Consider the following 14,398-nt stretch of genomic DNA (forward strand, 5'->3'; position numbering starts at 1 on the left):
AATTTCTGCTGCGGCGGCTGGTGGTCCCGCCCTAGTATCAAGCACCACCCCTGCAAAACCTGTGGAAAGGAGGCGATGACCTATGCAGGAGGAAGTGGAAAACAGAACTTTGACGCTGGTAGTCAGCGGCACAAAGCTCACAGGGCGGCTGTTTAAGGCCGCTATTGCCAAGTACATGGCTTACCGCAAGGAAAAGAAGCTGCAAAAGCAAAGAAGCCGGGACGCTCCCGTGATACCGCATGGCAAGCAGACCGTGAAACAGCTGATCGGTCAGAACCAGGGCGTATCCAACATCGAGATCACCGACCCCTCTATCCGTGAGTTTGAGAAGATTGCCCGGAAGTACGGTGTGGATTATGCCGTTAAAAAAGACCGCAGCAGCTCTCCGCCCAAGTACCTGATTTTCTTCAAAGGGCGGGATGCGGATGCTCTGACCGCCGCCTTTACCGAATACACCAGCAAAAAGGTGAAAAAGGCGCAGAAAACAGAACGCCCGTCCATATTGGAGAAACTGGGTAAGTTCAAAGAACTGCTTCAGAATACGGTTATGGACCGGCACAAGCGGAAGGAGCTGGAACGATGAAAAAGCAGTTGGACATCAAAAAGCTCGTTCTGCTGAACCTGCCATATCTCCTGGTGGGTCTGTTCGCCACCAATTTTGGAGAAGGCTGGCGTATGGCCACAGGTGCGGACGCTTCGGCAAAAATGCTCTCGTTCTTCTCCACGCTGCCGGTGGCGCTGGCCAGCTGGTGGCCCAGCCTTCACCCGCTGGACCTGTTGGTGGGACTGTGCTGTGGCGCTGGTCTGCGGTTGGCCGTCTATCTCAAAAGCAAGAACGCCAAAAAATACCGGCATGGCATGGAGTACGGTTCCGCCCGCTGGGGAACCCATGAGGACATTGCACCCTACATTGACCCGGTGCCGCAGAATAATGTGATTCTGACCAAAACGGAAAGCCTGACCATGAACAGCCGACCCAAGGACCCCAAGACCGCCAGAAACAAAAATGTTCTGGTGATCGGCGGCTCGGGTTCCGGTAAGACACGCTTCTGGCTCAAGCCGAACCTCATGCAGATGCACAGCTCCTATGTGGTCACAGACCCCAAAGGCACCATCCTGGTGGAGTGCGGCAAGATGCTCCAGCGGGGCGCTCCCAAGATGGATAAGGACGGAAAGCCCATGAAGGATAAGCGCGGCAAAGTTATCTATGAGCCTTACCGGATAAAGGTCCTCAACACCATCAACTTCAAGAAGTCCATGCACTATAACCCCTTTGCCTACATCCACTCGGAGAAGGACATTTTGAAGCTGGTTACCACGTTGATAGCCAACACCAAGGGCGAGGGAAAGGCCGGGGACGATTTTTGGGTCAAAGCGGAAACACTGCTGTACTGTGCCCTGATTGGGTACATCCACTATGAGGCCCCCATTGAGGAGCAAAACTTCTCCACCCTCATCGAGATGATAAACAGCATGGAAGTTCGGGAGGATGACGAGGAATACAAAAACGCCGTTGACCTGATGTTCGACGAGCTGGAATCCCGTGACCCTCACCACTTTGCGGTACGCCAGTACAAGAAATACAAATTGGCCGCAGGTGTTGTATGCTCTAAAAGACTTCTTAATCAAGCGGTTGGGAAGTCTCTTAGAACACACAACCTAAAACCGAAAAAAGGAGCGCAAGTTATGAGAAAAAACGAGAAAATCACAGCTCTTTATGAGCGATTGAGCCGTGATGACTTTGGCAAAGATGATGACCAACAGCGTGAGAGCAATTCCATTTCCAATCAAAAGACCATGTTGGAGGAGTTCGCCGCACGGCAGGGCTTTACAAACATTGTCCATTTCACGGACGATGGCATTAGTGGTACTTGCTTTGACCGTCCCGGATTTTTGGCAATGATGAAAGAGGTTGAAGCCGGGAATGTGGAGTATCTGTGTATCAAGGACATGAGCCGCATGGGTCGTGACTATCTGAAAGTCGGTCAGATTATGGAAATCCTGCGTCAGCGTGGCGTTCGCCTTATCGCCATCAATGACGGCGTGGACAGTGCCAGAGGGGACGATGATTTTACCCCTTTCCGCAACATTATGAACGAGTATTACGCCAGAGACACCAGCCGTAAAATCCGTTCCACTTTCCAGTCAAAAGGCAAGTCCGGCAAGCACCTCACAGGCACGGTCATTTACGGCTATCTCTGGAACGAAGCCAGAGACCAATGGTTGGTTGCCCCCGAAGCCGCTGATGTGGTCAAGCGCATCTTTGCCATGACGATTGAGGGCTACGGTCCGTATCAGATCGCCAGCAAGCTGAAAGAAGAAAAAGTCCTCATTCCGTCCGCTTACCTTGCCCAGCACGGCGAGGGCGTGAACAAAAACAAGACTTTCAAAGATGTGTACGGCTGGGGTTCTTCCACCATCTGCAACATTCTTGAAAAGCGTGAATATCTGGGACACACCATCAATTTCAAGACCCGAAAGCACTTCAAGGACAAGAAAAGCCATTATGTCCCGGAGGACGAATGGACAATTTTCGAGAATACCCATGAGCCTATCATTGACCAGCAGACCTTTGACCTTGTGCAGAAAATCCGTGGGAATGTCAGACGCTAAGGCCATGCTGGAAAGCACCGAGAAAGGCGGCATCCGTAACAGTATCCGCAACTGCCTGACCGTCTTTCAGAATGACCCACTGCTTTCCGGAGCAATCGCCAAAAATCTGCTGACCGAGCGTACCGACATCATTAAGCCCATCGGCTACCACCGTACCGGCACCGCCATCACGGACACGGATATGAATTATCTGCTCCTGTATCTGGAAGAAACCTATGGGCTGACCAGCGAAAAGAAGATTGCAGCCGCCATCGGGATCGCTGCCAATGAAAACGGCTATCACCCCATCCGGGACTACCTGAACGGCCTTTCATGGGACGGAACCGAGCGTATCCGTACCTGTCTGCACCACTTTTTAGGAGCCGACAGCGACCAGTACACCTATGAAGCCCTGCGGCTGTTCCTACTGGGAGCCATCCACCGGGCGTTTCATCCCGGCTGCAAATTTGAGGTCATGCTCTGTCTGGTGGGCGGTCAGGGAGCCGGGAAATCCACCTTTTTCCGGCTGCTGGCCGTGAAAGACGAGTGGTTTTCCGATGACCTTCGCAAGCTGGACGATGACAATGTGTACCGCAAACTGCAAGGCCACTGGATTATTGAGATGTCGGAGATGATTGCCACCGCAAACGCCAAGAGCATTGAGGAAATCAAGTCTTTTTTGAGCCGACAGAAGGAGGTCTATAAAATCCCATACGAAACCCACCCGGAGGACAGGCTGCGGCAATGCGTGTTCGGCGGCACTTCCAATGCCCTTGACTTCCTGCCCCTTGACCGATCCGGCAACCGGCGCTTTCTGCCGGTCATGGTGTACCCGGAACAGGCGGAAGTTCACATTTTGGATGATGAAGCCGCTTCCAGAGCCTACATTGAGCAGCTATGGGCGGAAGCCATGACCATTTACCGCAGCGGGGATTTTAAGCTGTCTTTCAGCCCCGAAATGGTACGCTATCTCAAAGAACACCAGCGGGATTTTATGCCGGAGGATACCAAGGCCGGGATGATCCAAGCCTACCTTGACCGCTATACCGGCAGCATGGTGTGTTCCAAGCAGCTTTTCCGGGAAGCCCTGAACCACCCTTTTGACGAGCCGAAGCAATGGGAAATCCGGGAGGTCAACGACATTATGAACCACTGTGTCACAGGCTGGCACTACTTTTCCAATCCCCGGATGTTCCCGGAATACGGCAGGCAAAAGGGCTGGGAGCGTGAAGCCCCGGCAACGAATACCGAGGGCGGAGCCGAAAAAATCCCGGAGGGATTTGTGGAGGTCACAGAGCAGATGGAGCTTCCTTTCTGAAAATCCAACCCCGTTGCCGACTTTGTTGCACTCCCGTTGCCGGGCTGGTTGCCGGGGAAAGCCCCGTAACTGCGGGCTTTTTCCCCTATCAGCAACCAAAGCAACAGAAAAATAAAAGAAAATATAAATTGTAACCAAACCGCCAGACAGAGATGGTTTTGAGGTTTTTTGAAGCCCGTTGCCGGACTTCGTTGCCGACCTTCTCCTTGTCTGGCTATTCTATTATGGAGGATAACTGCCTATGGCAAAAACGAAAACAGAGATTCATGTTACCACAGTTTTTGACGGCGAGCTGGACGCAGCGGATGTCTTTGTAAGCCTGATTGCCCAAAAATATGGGCAGAATACCGGCAAGGAAAATCTTGCGAAAACACAAGATTTGCGATATAATAAAGACGAGGTTCAGAAGAACCGTGTTCCGTCTGGATTGTGCGGGTAAACGGTTATGATGAACGGATACGAATATACAGGCATGGACGCAATTCTGGCGGGCAGCTTCCGGGCGGCCATCTATTGCAGGCTTTCCAAAGACGATGACCTTGACGGGGAGAGCGCCAGTATTGCCAACCAGCGGGATATGCTGGAAAGCTACTGCGAAAAGCAGGGATGGGAGGTTGTGGCAGTCTATCAGGACGATGGCTACACGGGGCTGAACATGGAGCGCCCCGACCTGAAACGAATGTTAAAGGCCATCGAGCGCAGGCAGATAAATCTTGTGATAACGAAAGATTTATCGAGGTTGGGTCGAAATTACTTGCAGACCGGCACACTGATCGAGGACTTCTTCCCCCGCCACAACGTCCGCTATATCGCCATGAATGACGGTATTGACACCATGCGGGACAGCAACGACATTGCGCCGTTCAAGAACATCCTGAACGAGATGTACAGCAAGGACATTTCCAAGAAGGTACATTCCTCGTATCTTCTGAAAGCCCAGCAAGGCCAGTTTACCGGCTGTGTGGCTCCCTTTGGGTATCGGAAAGACCCGGAGGACAAAAACCACCTGTTGGTGGACGAGGAAACCGCCCCCATTGTCCGGCAAATCTTCCTTTGGGCGTTGGAAGGACACGGCCCCAACTTCATCCGGCGCAGGCTGGAGGAACAGAAGGTGCCTTGCCCTACATGGTGGAACCGGGAACGGGGCTTCCGCAATGTCCGCACCAAATGGGAAAAGAAAGACCCGGAAAACGGGCGGTATATGTGGGATTTCTCCGTGATAAAGGACATCCTGATGAATCCCGTTTATACCGGGGCGATAGCTTCCCAAAAGAAGGACTACCGCTTCAAAATCGGCACCATTGGCGAGAAGAAGCCGCAGGACTGGATTGTGGTGGAGGAACGGCACGAACCGTTGATTGACAGCAAAAGTTTTGCCATCGTACAAGACAAGCTGAAATCCCGCCAGTGCCCTCGGCAGAATGGGGAAACCAGCCTGTTTGCCGGGCTTATCAAGTGCGGCGAGTGCGGCAAGTCGCTGACCATCCGCACCACCCACGCCAAGCACCCGCAGCAGATTTACGCCTGTAAGACCTATGGGGCGTTCGGCAAGAACCATTGCACCCAGCACCGGGTGGAGTACGACACCCTTTACCACCTTGTTCTGAACAAAATCCGGGAGTGCGCCAAGGCTGCCCTGACCGATGGGGAAGCCATTGCCGGGAAGCTGACCAACACCTGTGAAGCCGAGCAGAAAGGCCAGCGGGAAGCGTTGGAGCGTTCCCTGACAAAAGACGAGGAACGGATTGAGGTTCTGGAAAAGATGGTGCTGCGGCTCTATGAGGACATGGTTGCCGGACGGATCAGCGAAGCCAACTTCAATCTCATGCTGGACAAGACGCAGAAAGAACAGGCCGAGTTGAAAGAACGGGTTGCACAGGGGCGCAAGAAGCTGGCTGATGAAATGCGGCTGGCGATGGACGCCAAACAATGGGTGGACGCCATTCAGGAATATGCCGACATCACGGAGCTGGACGCAGCCACCTTAAACCGCCTGATTAAAGAAATCGTTGTCCATGAACACATCGACAGCGATAAGACACGACACATTTCTATCGAAATTCACTTCAATCTCAAACCCATCCCGGAGGTGGAACAGGTCAAGGGCTGACCTGTTCCCGCTGGGGCGGTTCTAAAACAATTCCATATATTTTTTGACACGCCGCCGCCCGCCATCGAGCAAGGTTTTACTCCTAATTAGGGATAAAGCAGCTCATGGCTGGCGCTGGCGTGGCCGTGGTCGGCATGGTCCTCGTACCCCTGCTCTCCGGCCTGTTCACCGTCTGATCGTTCCCCTCGTTAAGCCGTCATAAGAAATCCTTGCCGCCCCTGCCCCCAAGCGGGGGCGGCTGAAAGGAGGTTGACACCGTATGGATTTCTTGTTGGATGCCCTTACTGACTGGCTGAAGGAAATGTTGGTGGGCGGCATTATGAGCAACTTATCGGGGATGTTCGATTCCGTTAATCAGCAGGTCGGAGACATTGCCACACAGGTGGGCCAGACCCCCCAAGGCTGGAACGGCAGCATTTTTAGCATGATCCAGAACCTCTCCAACTCCATCATGGTGCCGATTGCCGGTGTGATTCTGGCTATCGTGATGACGATGGAGCTGATTCAGATGATTACCGACAAAAACAATCTGCATGATGTGGACACCTGGATGATCTTCAAGTGGGTGTTCAAATCTGCCGTAGCCATCATCATCGTCTCCAATACTTGGAACATCGTGATGGGCGTGTTCGACATGGCCCAAAGCGTGGTGGCGCAGGCGGCAGGCATCATCGGGTCCGATGCTTCCATCGACATCTCCTCTGTCATGACCGATATGGAGTCCAGGCTGATGGATATGGAACTGGGGCCGCTGTTCGGCCTGTGGTTCCAGTCGCTCTTTATCGGCATTACCATGTGGGCGCTTTACATTTGTATCTTTATCGTGATTTATGGCCGTATGATTGAGATTTACCTTGTGACCTCGGTTGCACCTATTCCTATGGCAACTATGATGAGCCGCGAGGTGGGCGGCGGAATGGGCCAGAACTATCTGCGCTCTTTGATCGCCCTGGGCTTTCAGGCATTCCTCATCATCGTCTGCGTGGCGATCTACGCCGTGCTGGTACAGAATATTGCCACCGAATCGGATGTCATCATGGCCATCTGGAGCTGTGTGGGCTATACGGTCCTGTTGTGTTTTACGCTCTTTAAGACCGGCAGTCTCGCAAAATCCGTGTTCAATGCACATTAACCAGGAAGGAGGTAATCCCTTTGGCTTATGTACCCGTACCCAAAGACCTGACGAAAGTCAAAACCAAGGTCGCGTTTAATCTGACCAAAAGGCAGCTGATCTGTTTCGGCAGCGGGGCGCTCATCGGCGTACCGCTTTTCTTTTTGCTCCGGGGGCCTGTGGGAAACAGCGTGGCTGCCATGTGTATGATGCTGGTCATGCTGCCCTTCTTCATGCTGGCAATGTACGAAAAACACGGTCAGCCCCTGGAAAAGATCGTGGGCAACATCATCAAGGTGGCCGTTATTCGGCCTAAACAGCGCCCGTATAAGACCAACAACTTCTATGCCGTGCTGGAACGGCAGGCAAGACTCGACAAGGAGGTGTATGACATTGTTCACCGCAAAGAAAAACCGGCAGGCCGATAAGGATGGCAAGCAGACGCCGCCGGTTCCCAAGAAGAAGCTTTCCCGCGCTGACAGAAAGCAGATCGAAGCCGCCATTGCCCGCGCCAACCGCACGGACAAAAAGGAAAAGTCCGCACAGGACAGCATCCCCTATGAGCGGATGTGGCCGGACGGCATTTGCCGCCTGCCTGACGGCCATTACACCAAGACCATCCAGTTCCAGGACATCAACTACCAGCTCTCGCAGAACGAGGACAAGACGGCAATCTTTGAGGGCTGGTGTGACTTCCTCAACTACTTCGACAGCTCGATCCGATTTCAGCTGTCTTTTCTGAACCTTGCGGCATCCGAAGAAACCTTTGCCCGTGCTATTTCCATTCCCCTCCAGGGGGATGACTTCGACAGCATCCGTACCGAGTACATGACCATGCTGCAAAACCAGCTGGCAAGAGGTAACAACGGCCTTATCAAGACCAAGTTCCTGACCTTCGGTATCGACGCCGACAGCCTCAAGGCCGCCAAACCGCGTCTGGAGCGCATCGAGACCGACATCCTCAATAACTTCAAGCGCCTGGGCGTGGCCGCTGAGGTGCTGGACGGCAAGGCACGGCTTGCACAGCTTCACTCCATTTTCCACATGGATGAGCAGGTGCCGTTCCGGTTTGAATGGGACTGGCTGGCTCCGTCCGGTCTGTCCACCAAGGACTTTGTCGCTCCGTCGGGCTTCGAGTTCCGCACCGGCAAACAGTTCTGTATGGGTAAAAAATACGGGGCTGTTTCTTTTTTGCAGATCCTCGCCCCGGAGCTGAATGACCGGATGCTGGCGGATTTTCTGGACATGGAAAGCTCTCTGATCGTCAGCCTGCACATCCAGTCGGTGGACCAGGTAAAGGCCATCAAGACGGTCAAGCGGAAAATCACCGACCTGGACCGCAGCAAGATCGAGGAACAGAAAAAGGCTGTCCGTGCCGGATACGACATGGACATTATCCCGTCCGACCTTGCCACTTACGGCAATGAGGCCAAGAAGCTCTTGCAGGACCTGCAATCCCGCAACGAGAGAATGTTTCTGGTGACCTTCCTGGTGCTGAACACGGCGGACAATCCCCGGCAGCTGGACAACAATATCTTCCAGGCCAGCTCTATTGCACAAAAGCATAATTGTCAGTTGGTTTGCTTGGATTTCCAGCAGGAGGAAGGGCTGATGAGCTGCCTGCCCCTGGGCCTCAATCAGATCGAGATTCAGCGAGGGCTGACCACCAGCTCCACGGCCATCTTCGTGCCATTCACCACGCAGGAGCTGTTCCAGAATGGCAAGGAAGCACTGTACTACGGTATCAACGCCCTGTCCAACAACCTCATCATGGTGGACCGAAAATTGCTGAAAAACCCCAACGGGTTGATCCTGGGAACACCGGGCAGCGGCAAGAGCTTTTCGGCCAAGCGTGAGATCGCCAACTGCTTCCTGCTCACCACGGATGATGTCATCATCTGTGACCCGGAGGCCGAGTATGCGCCCCTGGTGGAGCGTCTGCATGGGCAGGTCATCAAGATTTCGCCCACATCCACCAACTACATCAATCCGATGGACCTGAACCTCGACTACTCGGACGATGAAAGTCCGCTGTCCCTCAAGTCCGACTTCATCCTGTCCCTGTGCGAGCTGATCGTGGGCGGCAAGGAGGGCTTGCAGCCGGTGCAGAAAACCATCATTGACCGCTGTGTGCGGCTGGTCTATCAGACTTACCTCAATGACCCTCGCCCGGAGAATATGCCCATTCTGGAGGACCTGTATGACCTGCTGCGGGCACAGGAGGAAAAGGAAGCGCAGTACATCGCCACGGCGCTGGAAATCTACGTCACCGGCTCCCTCAATGTGTTCAATCACCGCAGCAATGTGGACATCAACAACCGCATTGTCTGCTATGACATCAAGGAACTGGGCAAGCAGCTGAAAAAGATCGGTATGCTGGTGGTCCAGGACCAGGTGTGGAACCGTGTCACCATCAACCGTGCCGCCCACAAGTCCACCCGCTACTACATCGATGAGATGCACCTGCTGCTGAAAGAGGAACAGACCGCCGCCTACACGGTGGAGATCTGGAAGCGGTTCCGTAAGTGGGGCGGCATCCCCACCGGCATCACGCAGAATGTCAAAGACCTTTTGAGCAGCCGGGAGGTGGAGAACATCTTTGAGAACTCCGACTTCGTGTATATGCTCAACCAGGCGGGCGGTGACCGGCAGATTCTCGCCAAACAGCTGGGCATTTCTCCGCACCAGCTCAGCTATGTGACCCATTCTGGCGAGGGCGAGGGCCTGCTGTTCTACGGCGCAACCATCTTGCCTTTCGTGGACCACTTCCCGAAGAACACCGAGTTGTACCGCATTATGACCACCAAACCCCAGGAACTGAAAAAGGAGGATGAATGACCATGAAGCCCAATATGGAACTGAACTCTATGATGTTTTTTGAAGCGGCGCTGGAGGAACAGCGTTCCAATCTGCTCTCCGACATGGCCGCTGCCGTCAGCGAATGCCGTGAAGCGGCAGACCAGGCGGCTCAGCTGAGCGAGGACGGCGAGGCGGGCCTGCTGCGCCTGACGGAAATCTGGTGCGCTATGAACGGCGTTCCCGTCATCGTCATCTTCGAGGGCGGGCAGTCTGAACTGCTGGCCTCTGTAGTGGCGCAGATCTACGCCTTTCTGATCCAGCACCCCTCCCGTGGTCCCCAGGGGTTGGCCCTCTATGTGGAGCTGCGCTACATGATGGCCTCCCTGATGATGGGAGAATGGTTTGAATAGTGCCGAGTACCGGGAGGCCCTGTTGGTGCTGGACGATAGCACCTATCTTCATGTTCAGCCCTGCGACACCGGCTGGGACTACACCCTCTACGATGCGGCAACCATGAAGCAGTTGGACGGCGGCCAGCTGGATGGGGCGGACTTGGGCCGCTCCACAGCGGTCAGCCATATCTGCGAGGACCTGGGGATGGGCGGCAAGTCCATCAAATATGCTCCGCTGTCTATGATCGAGACCTTGCAGGAACAGGCCAGCCAGCAGAGCGCAGAAACCGCAGCCGCCCAGCTACCGGATGCTCAGGAACAGGCGTTGGACGAATATCCCATGCCGGACCCAGCGCTGACACAGGATGATTTGGAAAAGTGCGGATACCTGGACGGCGACCTTCTGCCGCTCTCCAAAGAACGAGCCTATGAACTGATGGAGCGCGACCTGACCGTTTACATTATCCAGGAGGGCGAGAATCCGGCGATGGCTTTTGACACCGCTGATTTGGATGCCCATGACGGCATCTTCGCCGTGTCCCGTGAGGAATGGGAGGAAAGCCCGGAGTTTGATAAGTTGGTCAAGGACCGCATGGCCCACCAGGAGGAACGGGAGCAGGCATTTCTCTCTCACAAGGGGGACTGCTATGCGATTTATCAAGTGAAGCACACTGACGAGCTGCGGGACATTCGTTATGAGGGGCTGGAGTGGATCAAGTCCATCGGGCGGACAGTTCAGCGAGACAACTACGATCTGGTCTACACTGCGTCGCTTGCCCCCGGAGACCTGAAAGGCAGTGTGCTGGACAATCTCGAATACCGCTTTAATAATGAACATCCCGCCGACTACCGCCATCCGTCCATGAGCGTCAGCGACATCGTTGCCATTAAGCGTGATGGCAAGGTATCCTGTCATTACTGCGACAGCTTCGGCTTTGAGCCGGTTCCCGGATTCTTGCCGGATAATCCATTGAAAAATGCGGAAATGACCGTAGAGGATGACTACGGTATGATCGACGGTATCATCAACAACGGCCCCAAGGAGCCGACGGTAGCCCAGCTGGAACAGCAGGCCCGCAGCGGTCAACCCATATCCCTCATGGATTTGGCAGCCGCCGCCCACCGGGAGGATCGGGACAAGAAAAAGTCCGTCATGGAGCAGCTGAAAAGTCAGCCCAAGGCGGAACCCAAAAAAGCAGCGCCCAAAAAGAGTGCGGAAAGGGAGATTTGATATGGGAAACTTCACTTTTGAGGAAACGAACCTGCTGTGCATTTACAACACCGGCAGCCGCACCGGGTTGATCGAGGCTTTGACCGAGATGTGCGGCGAGCTTTCGCCGGAGGAAGCCGAGCTGTGGGAGCTGACGGACAGCGCCCTGGGTAAGCTCAAGGCTATGAGCGATGCCGAGTTTGCCGAGCTGGAGCTGTTCCCGGATTTCGACGAGTAAACACTATCCCAACTGACCCAGCGGGGCGGCCTGATGTGCCGCCCCATTTCTATTTAACATGAAAGGAGGACAGAAAACCATGCCATCCAAAGCTGAATTTTACCGGCAGATGGCCGAACAGGTATCGACCCGGCTTGTGGGCAGCTGGCAGGAATGGACGGCCTTTCTTGCCACGGCTGCCCGCCTCTACAAATATCCGTTCCATGAGCAGATGATGATTTACGCCCAGCGCCCGGACGCCACCGCCTGTGCCGAGTACGATCTGTGGAACGAGAAGATGGGCCGGTATGTGCGGCGCGGTTCCAAGGGTATCGCCTTGGTGGACGATTCTGGCGACAGACCCCGGCTGCGCTATGTGTTCGATATTTCCGATACCGGCACCCGTGAACATTCCCGTACCCCCTGGCTGTGGCAGCTGGAGGAACAGCACATCGGGCCTGTGTCGGCCATGCTTGAGCGCAACTACGGTATTGCCGGTGACGATCTCGCCCAGCAGCTCACCGATGTGGCCGGAAAGCTGGCGAGTGAGTATTGGGACGAGCATCAGCAGGACTTCCGCTATATTGTTGACGGTTCGTTCCTGGAGGAATACGATGATCTCAACATCGAAGTCCAATTCAAAGCGGCGGCCACTGTCAGCATCGCCTATGCCCTGATGTCCCGCTGCGGTTTGGAGCCGGAACGCTACTTCCAGCACGAGGACTTTATGGCAATCTTCGATTTCAATACCCCGGCCACGGTTGGGGCGTTGGGAGCAGCGGTCAGCCAGATCAACCAGCAGGTGCTGCGGCAGATCGGCGTCATCATCCAGAACTATGAGCGCGAACATCTTGCGGAAAGGAGCATTACACATGGAGAACAACCTGACTTACACGAGGAACGGAGATTATCAGATTCCCGACCTGAAGTTGACCGAGCAGCCAACGAAGCCCCTAGGCAAGTACGGGCGGTTGCGGAAAGCGTATCTGAAGGAACACCGGCCCCTGATTTACAATCAGCTGCTGCTGACCGAGGAGCTGTACCCGCACCTGCTGGAGATCGACGAGACGGCAAACAGCCGTTTGCAACAGATGATGCCCCAGCTGGCGGAGTCGGCGGGCGCGACGGAGGAGCTGAAAGCCCGCGATCCGATGCGCTGGGTGGGCCTGATGAACACCTGCAAGGCCCAGGCCGAGGAGATTCTGATGGCGGAGCTTATCAACAGCTGACCTTAAACCTGTTCCTCTCCGAAGCGGAACAAATCCAAAGAATAGATGAAGCAGAGAATGTGCAAACATCCTCTGCTTTTTCTTTTGCCCGGGAACAGTCGCAGCCGGAAGCTGCTGACCAGGAGGCAGAGGCGGCAAAGCCTACTCTTCGGGAGCTGCATGAAAAATACAAGCCCATCGTGCTGGAGGCTGTCACCCAGGATGCCAGGTACCGGAACGCCTGCGGTCATAGTGATTATGAAAACGCTATGATCGAGTGTAATGCTGCTGTGCGCCGCGCCATTCTTGATTCCCACGATATAGAGCTGATCCGCCTGTTCTCTGATGTGCCGGAGTTTCGCCAGCGGCTGCACCGGGAAGTGGCAGACGAAACCTATCCAAAGCTCCATGAGCTGCTGCGCCCACTTTCGGACAATGACATTGACCGGGCTATCCAATCCTGGAACGGAAAGATCGAGAGCAAACACGCCGTTGTCCGCTACATGAAAAAGCATGGGCGGGAAAAAGACACCGCAGCATGGCTGGCCCATGAGTTTGACGGCGGTGACGGCAAAACCCCGTTTGCGATCCGCCCGGAAAGCCCCAACGGGATGGCTCTGCCCTGGCCCAAAGTACAGCGCCGGATTGCCCAGCTCATCAAAGAGGACCGTTTCTACACCCAAGTTGAAAAGGACAATTTAGATGATGTGGACCCCATCGCCATCCGGGAGACCCTGGCTCAGCGTGGGATTGTAGACGGCCAAGTGGTGGACCCGGAAAAGCTGGACAGCGATCCCTTTGTGCAGCGGGTCATGGCCGATGCCCAGCGGATTGCTGCGGAGGAAACGCCAGAACAGCCCACACCGCCAGACTTATCTGGTCAGCCCATCACCCGCATGGGGGATAACATCACCATTGGAAACGGTGACCCGGTCCATGAGATCGACATTATGGTCAACGAGGTCCTTCCCAAGGGTAAGGTTCTGGAGCGCGCCTGGGAGATCGCCCGTATGTGGAAGACCATGCCCTATGAGAACCGCACCATCATGTCCAACCTGGCCAAGCGTCCTCTGAAGAAGCTGCTGATGGAGGATCTGAAGCTGCACACCGTCTCCGAGCAGTATGGCTCTCTGCTGCGTATTGCCGCCGGTGAGCTGGGTGACGAAAATTCTGCTCAGCAGGATGAGAAGTACATCAGCCGCGTCAATGACTGGCGCTACGCCACCCGCGACATGGAGGCGCCTCAGACCGCCGAATCCTGGCGCACTATGCCCAAGAAAGCCACCGAGTGGTGGGAAAAGGTTCGGGCCGGTGAGATCGAAAACCCCTACGTTTTTGAGCACAGCAACGAGCCCGAGGATTACGAATTCTAATTCCTTTGAACAAAAAGGTGCACGCCGCAAATTTGCGGCGTGCACCTTTTTATTCCGCATAAAACAGT

General features: G+C 54.7%; 13 protein-coding genes and 2 pseudogenes. 14 read left to right on the top strand and 1 reads right to left on the bottom strand.

From position 1 onward, the window contains the following. Positions 1 to 82 precede the first annotated feature (82 nt). The 12 genes and pseudogenes from J9789_RS12800 to J9789_RS12855 all read left to right on the top strand — a co-directional run bounded on the left by J9789_RS12800 (position 83) and on the right by J9789_RS12855 (position 11,770). Positions 83 to 583: a PcfB family protein gene (locus J9789_RS12800; RefSeq protein ID WP_209346012.1), complete on the top strand. Its 501-nt coding sequence runs from the start codon at positions 83 to 85 to the stop codon at positions 581 to 583. Beyond that, the gene (locus J9789_RS12805; RefSeq protein ID WP_348633688.1) at positions 580 to 2,613 is read left to right on the top strand and encodes a recombinase family protein; all 2,034 of its coding nucleotides are present in this window, start codon (positions 580 to 582) and stop codon (positions 2,611 to 2,613) included. Before J9789_RS12800 ends, J9789_RS12805 begins: the two co-directional genes overlap by 4 nt. Continuing rightward, on the top strand, positions 2,600 to 3,910 hold the full coding sequence (locus J9789_RS12810; RefSeq protein ID WP_348633689.1) for a virulence-associated E family protein: 1,311 nt from the start codon (positions 2,600 to 2,602) through the stop codon (positions 3,908 to 3,910). The genes J9789_RS12805 and J9789_RS12810 overlap by 14 nt, the downstream gene beginning before the upstream one ends. 241 nt (positions 3,911 to 4,151) lie before the next feature. Beyond that, positions 4,152 to 4,349, top strand: a complete 198-nt coding sequence (locus J9789_RS12815) for a hypothetical protein (RefSeq protein WP_024738134.1) — start codon at positions 4,152 to 4,154, stop codon at positions 4,347 to 4,349. 6 nt (positions 4,350 to 4,355) lie between these two features. Then, the gene (locus J9789_RS12820) at positions 4,356 to 6,020 is read left to right on the top strand and encodes a recombinase family protein (RefSeq protein ID WP_024738135.1); all 1,665 of its coding nucleotides are present in this window, start codon (positions 4,356 to 4,358) and stop codon (positions 6,018 to 6,020) included. 89 nt (positions 6,021 to 6,109) lie between these two features. Next, positions 6,110 to 6,196: pseudogene (locus J9789_RS12825) on the top strand (Maff2 family mobile element protein); the annotation flags it as partial. 83 nt (positions 6,197 to 6,279) lie between these two features. Next, positions 6,280 to 7,152 carry a VirB6/TrbL-like conjugal transfer protein, CD1112 family gene (locus tag J9789_RS12830; protein ID WP_209346013.1) on the top strand — a complete coding sequence of 291 codons (873 nt, stop codon included), beginning with the start codon at positions 6,280 to 6,282 and terminating at the stop codon, positions 7,150 to 7,152. 20 nt (positions 7,153 to 7,172) lie between these two features. Next, positions 7,173 to 7,559, top strand: a complete 387-nt coding sequence (locus tag J9789_RS12835) for a PrgI family protein (protein ID WP_209346015.1) — start codon at positions 7,173 to 7,175, stop codon at positions 7,557 to 7,559. Continuing rightward, positions 7,519 to 9,969, top strand: a complete 2,451-nt coding sequence (locus J9789_RS12840; RefSeq protein WP_245185270.1) for a VirB4-like conjugal transfer ATPase, CD1110 family — start codon at positions 7,519 to 7,521, stop codon at positions 9,967 to 9,969. The genes J9789_RS12835 and J9789_RS12840 overlap by 41 nt, the downstream gene beginning before the upstream one ends. Positions 9,970 to 9,971: 2 nt before the next feature. Further along, positions 9,972 to 10,340 (top strand): DUF3851 family protein, encoded by a 369-nt coding sequence (locus J9789_RS12845; protein WP_209346017.1) that lies wholly within the window; start codon positions 9,972 to 9,974, stop codon positions 10,338 to 10,340. A gap of 1 nt (position 10,341) precedes the next feature. Further along, positions 10,342 to 11,553, top strand: a pseudogene (locus J9789_RS12850) (LPD16 domain-containing protein); the annotation flags it as partial. A 1-nt stretch (position 11,554) separates the two neighbouring features. Then, the gene (locus J9789_RS12855) at positions 11,555 to 11,770 is read left to right on the top strand and encodes a transposon-transfer assisting family protein (RefSeq protein WP_209346019.1); all 216 of its coding nucleotides are present in this window, start codon (positions 11,555 to 11,557) and stop codon (positions 11,768 to 11,770) included. A 49-nt stretch (positions 11,771 to 11,819) separates the two neighbouring features. Here the strand turns inward: J9789_RS12855 and J9789_RS12860 are convergent, their stop codons facing one another. Beyond that, entirely contained in the window at positions 11,820 to 12,623 is an 804-nt protein-coding gene (locus J9789_RS12860; protein WP_209346021.1) for a hypothetical protein, read from the bottom strand. Between J9789_RS12860 and J9789_RS12865 the strand changes: the two genes are divergently transcribed. Both J9789_RS12865 and J9789_RS17140 read left to right on the top strand, forming a co-directional pair. Continuing rightward, positions 12,622 to 12,978 (top strand): TnpV protein, encoded by a 357-nt coding sequence (locus tag J9789_RS12865; protein ID WP_209346023.1) that lies wholly within the window; start codon positions 12,622 to 12,624, stop codon positions 12,976 to 12,978. The genes J9789_RS12860 and J9789_RS12865 overlap by 2 nt on opposite strands. Before the next feature lie 59 nt (positions 12,979 to 13,037). Then, entirely contained in the window at positions 13,038 to 14,330 is a 1,293-nt protein-coding gene (locus J9789_RS17140; RefSeq protein WP_348633690.1) for a hypothetical protein, read from the top strand. Positions 14,331 to 14,398 lie beyond the last annotated feature (68 nt).

The organism is Flavonifractor sp. AGMB03687, from assembly GCF_017811815.1.
Taxonomy (GTDB): Bacteria; Bacillota; Clostridia; order Oscillospirales; family Oscillospiraceae; genus Flavonifractor.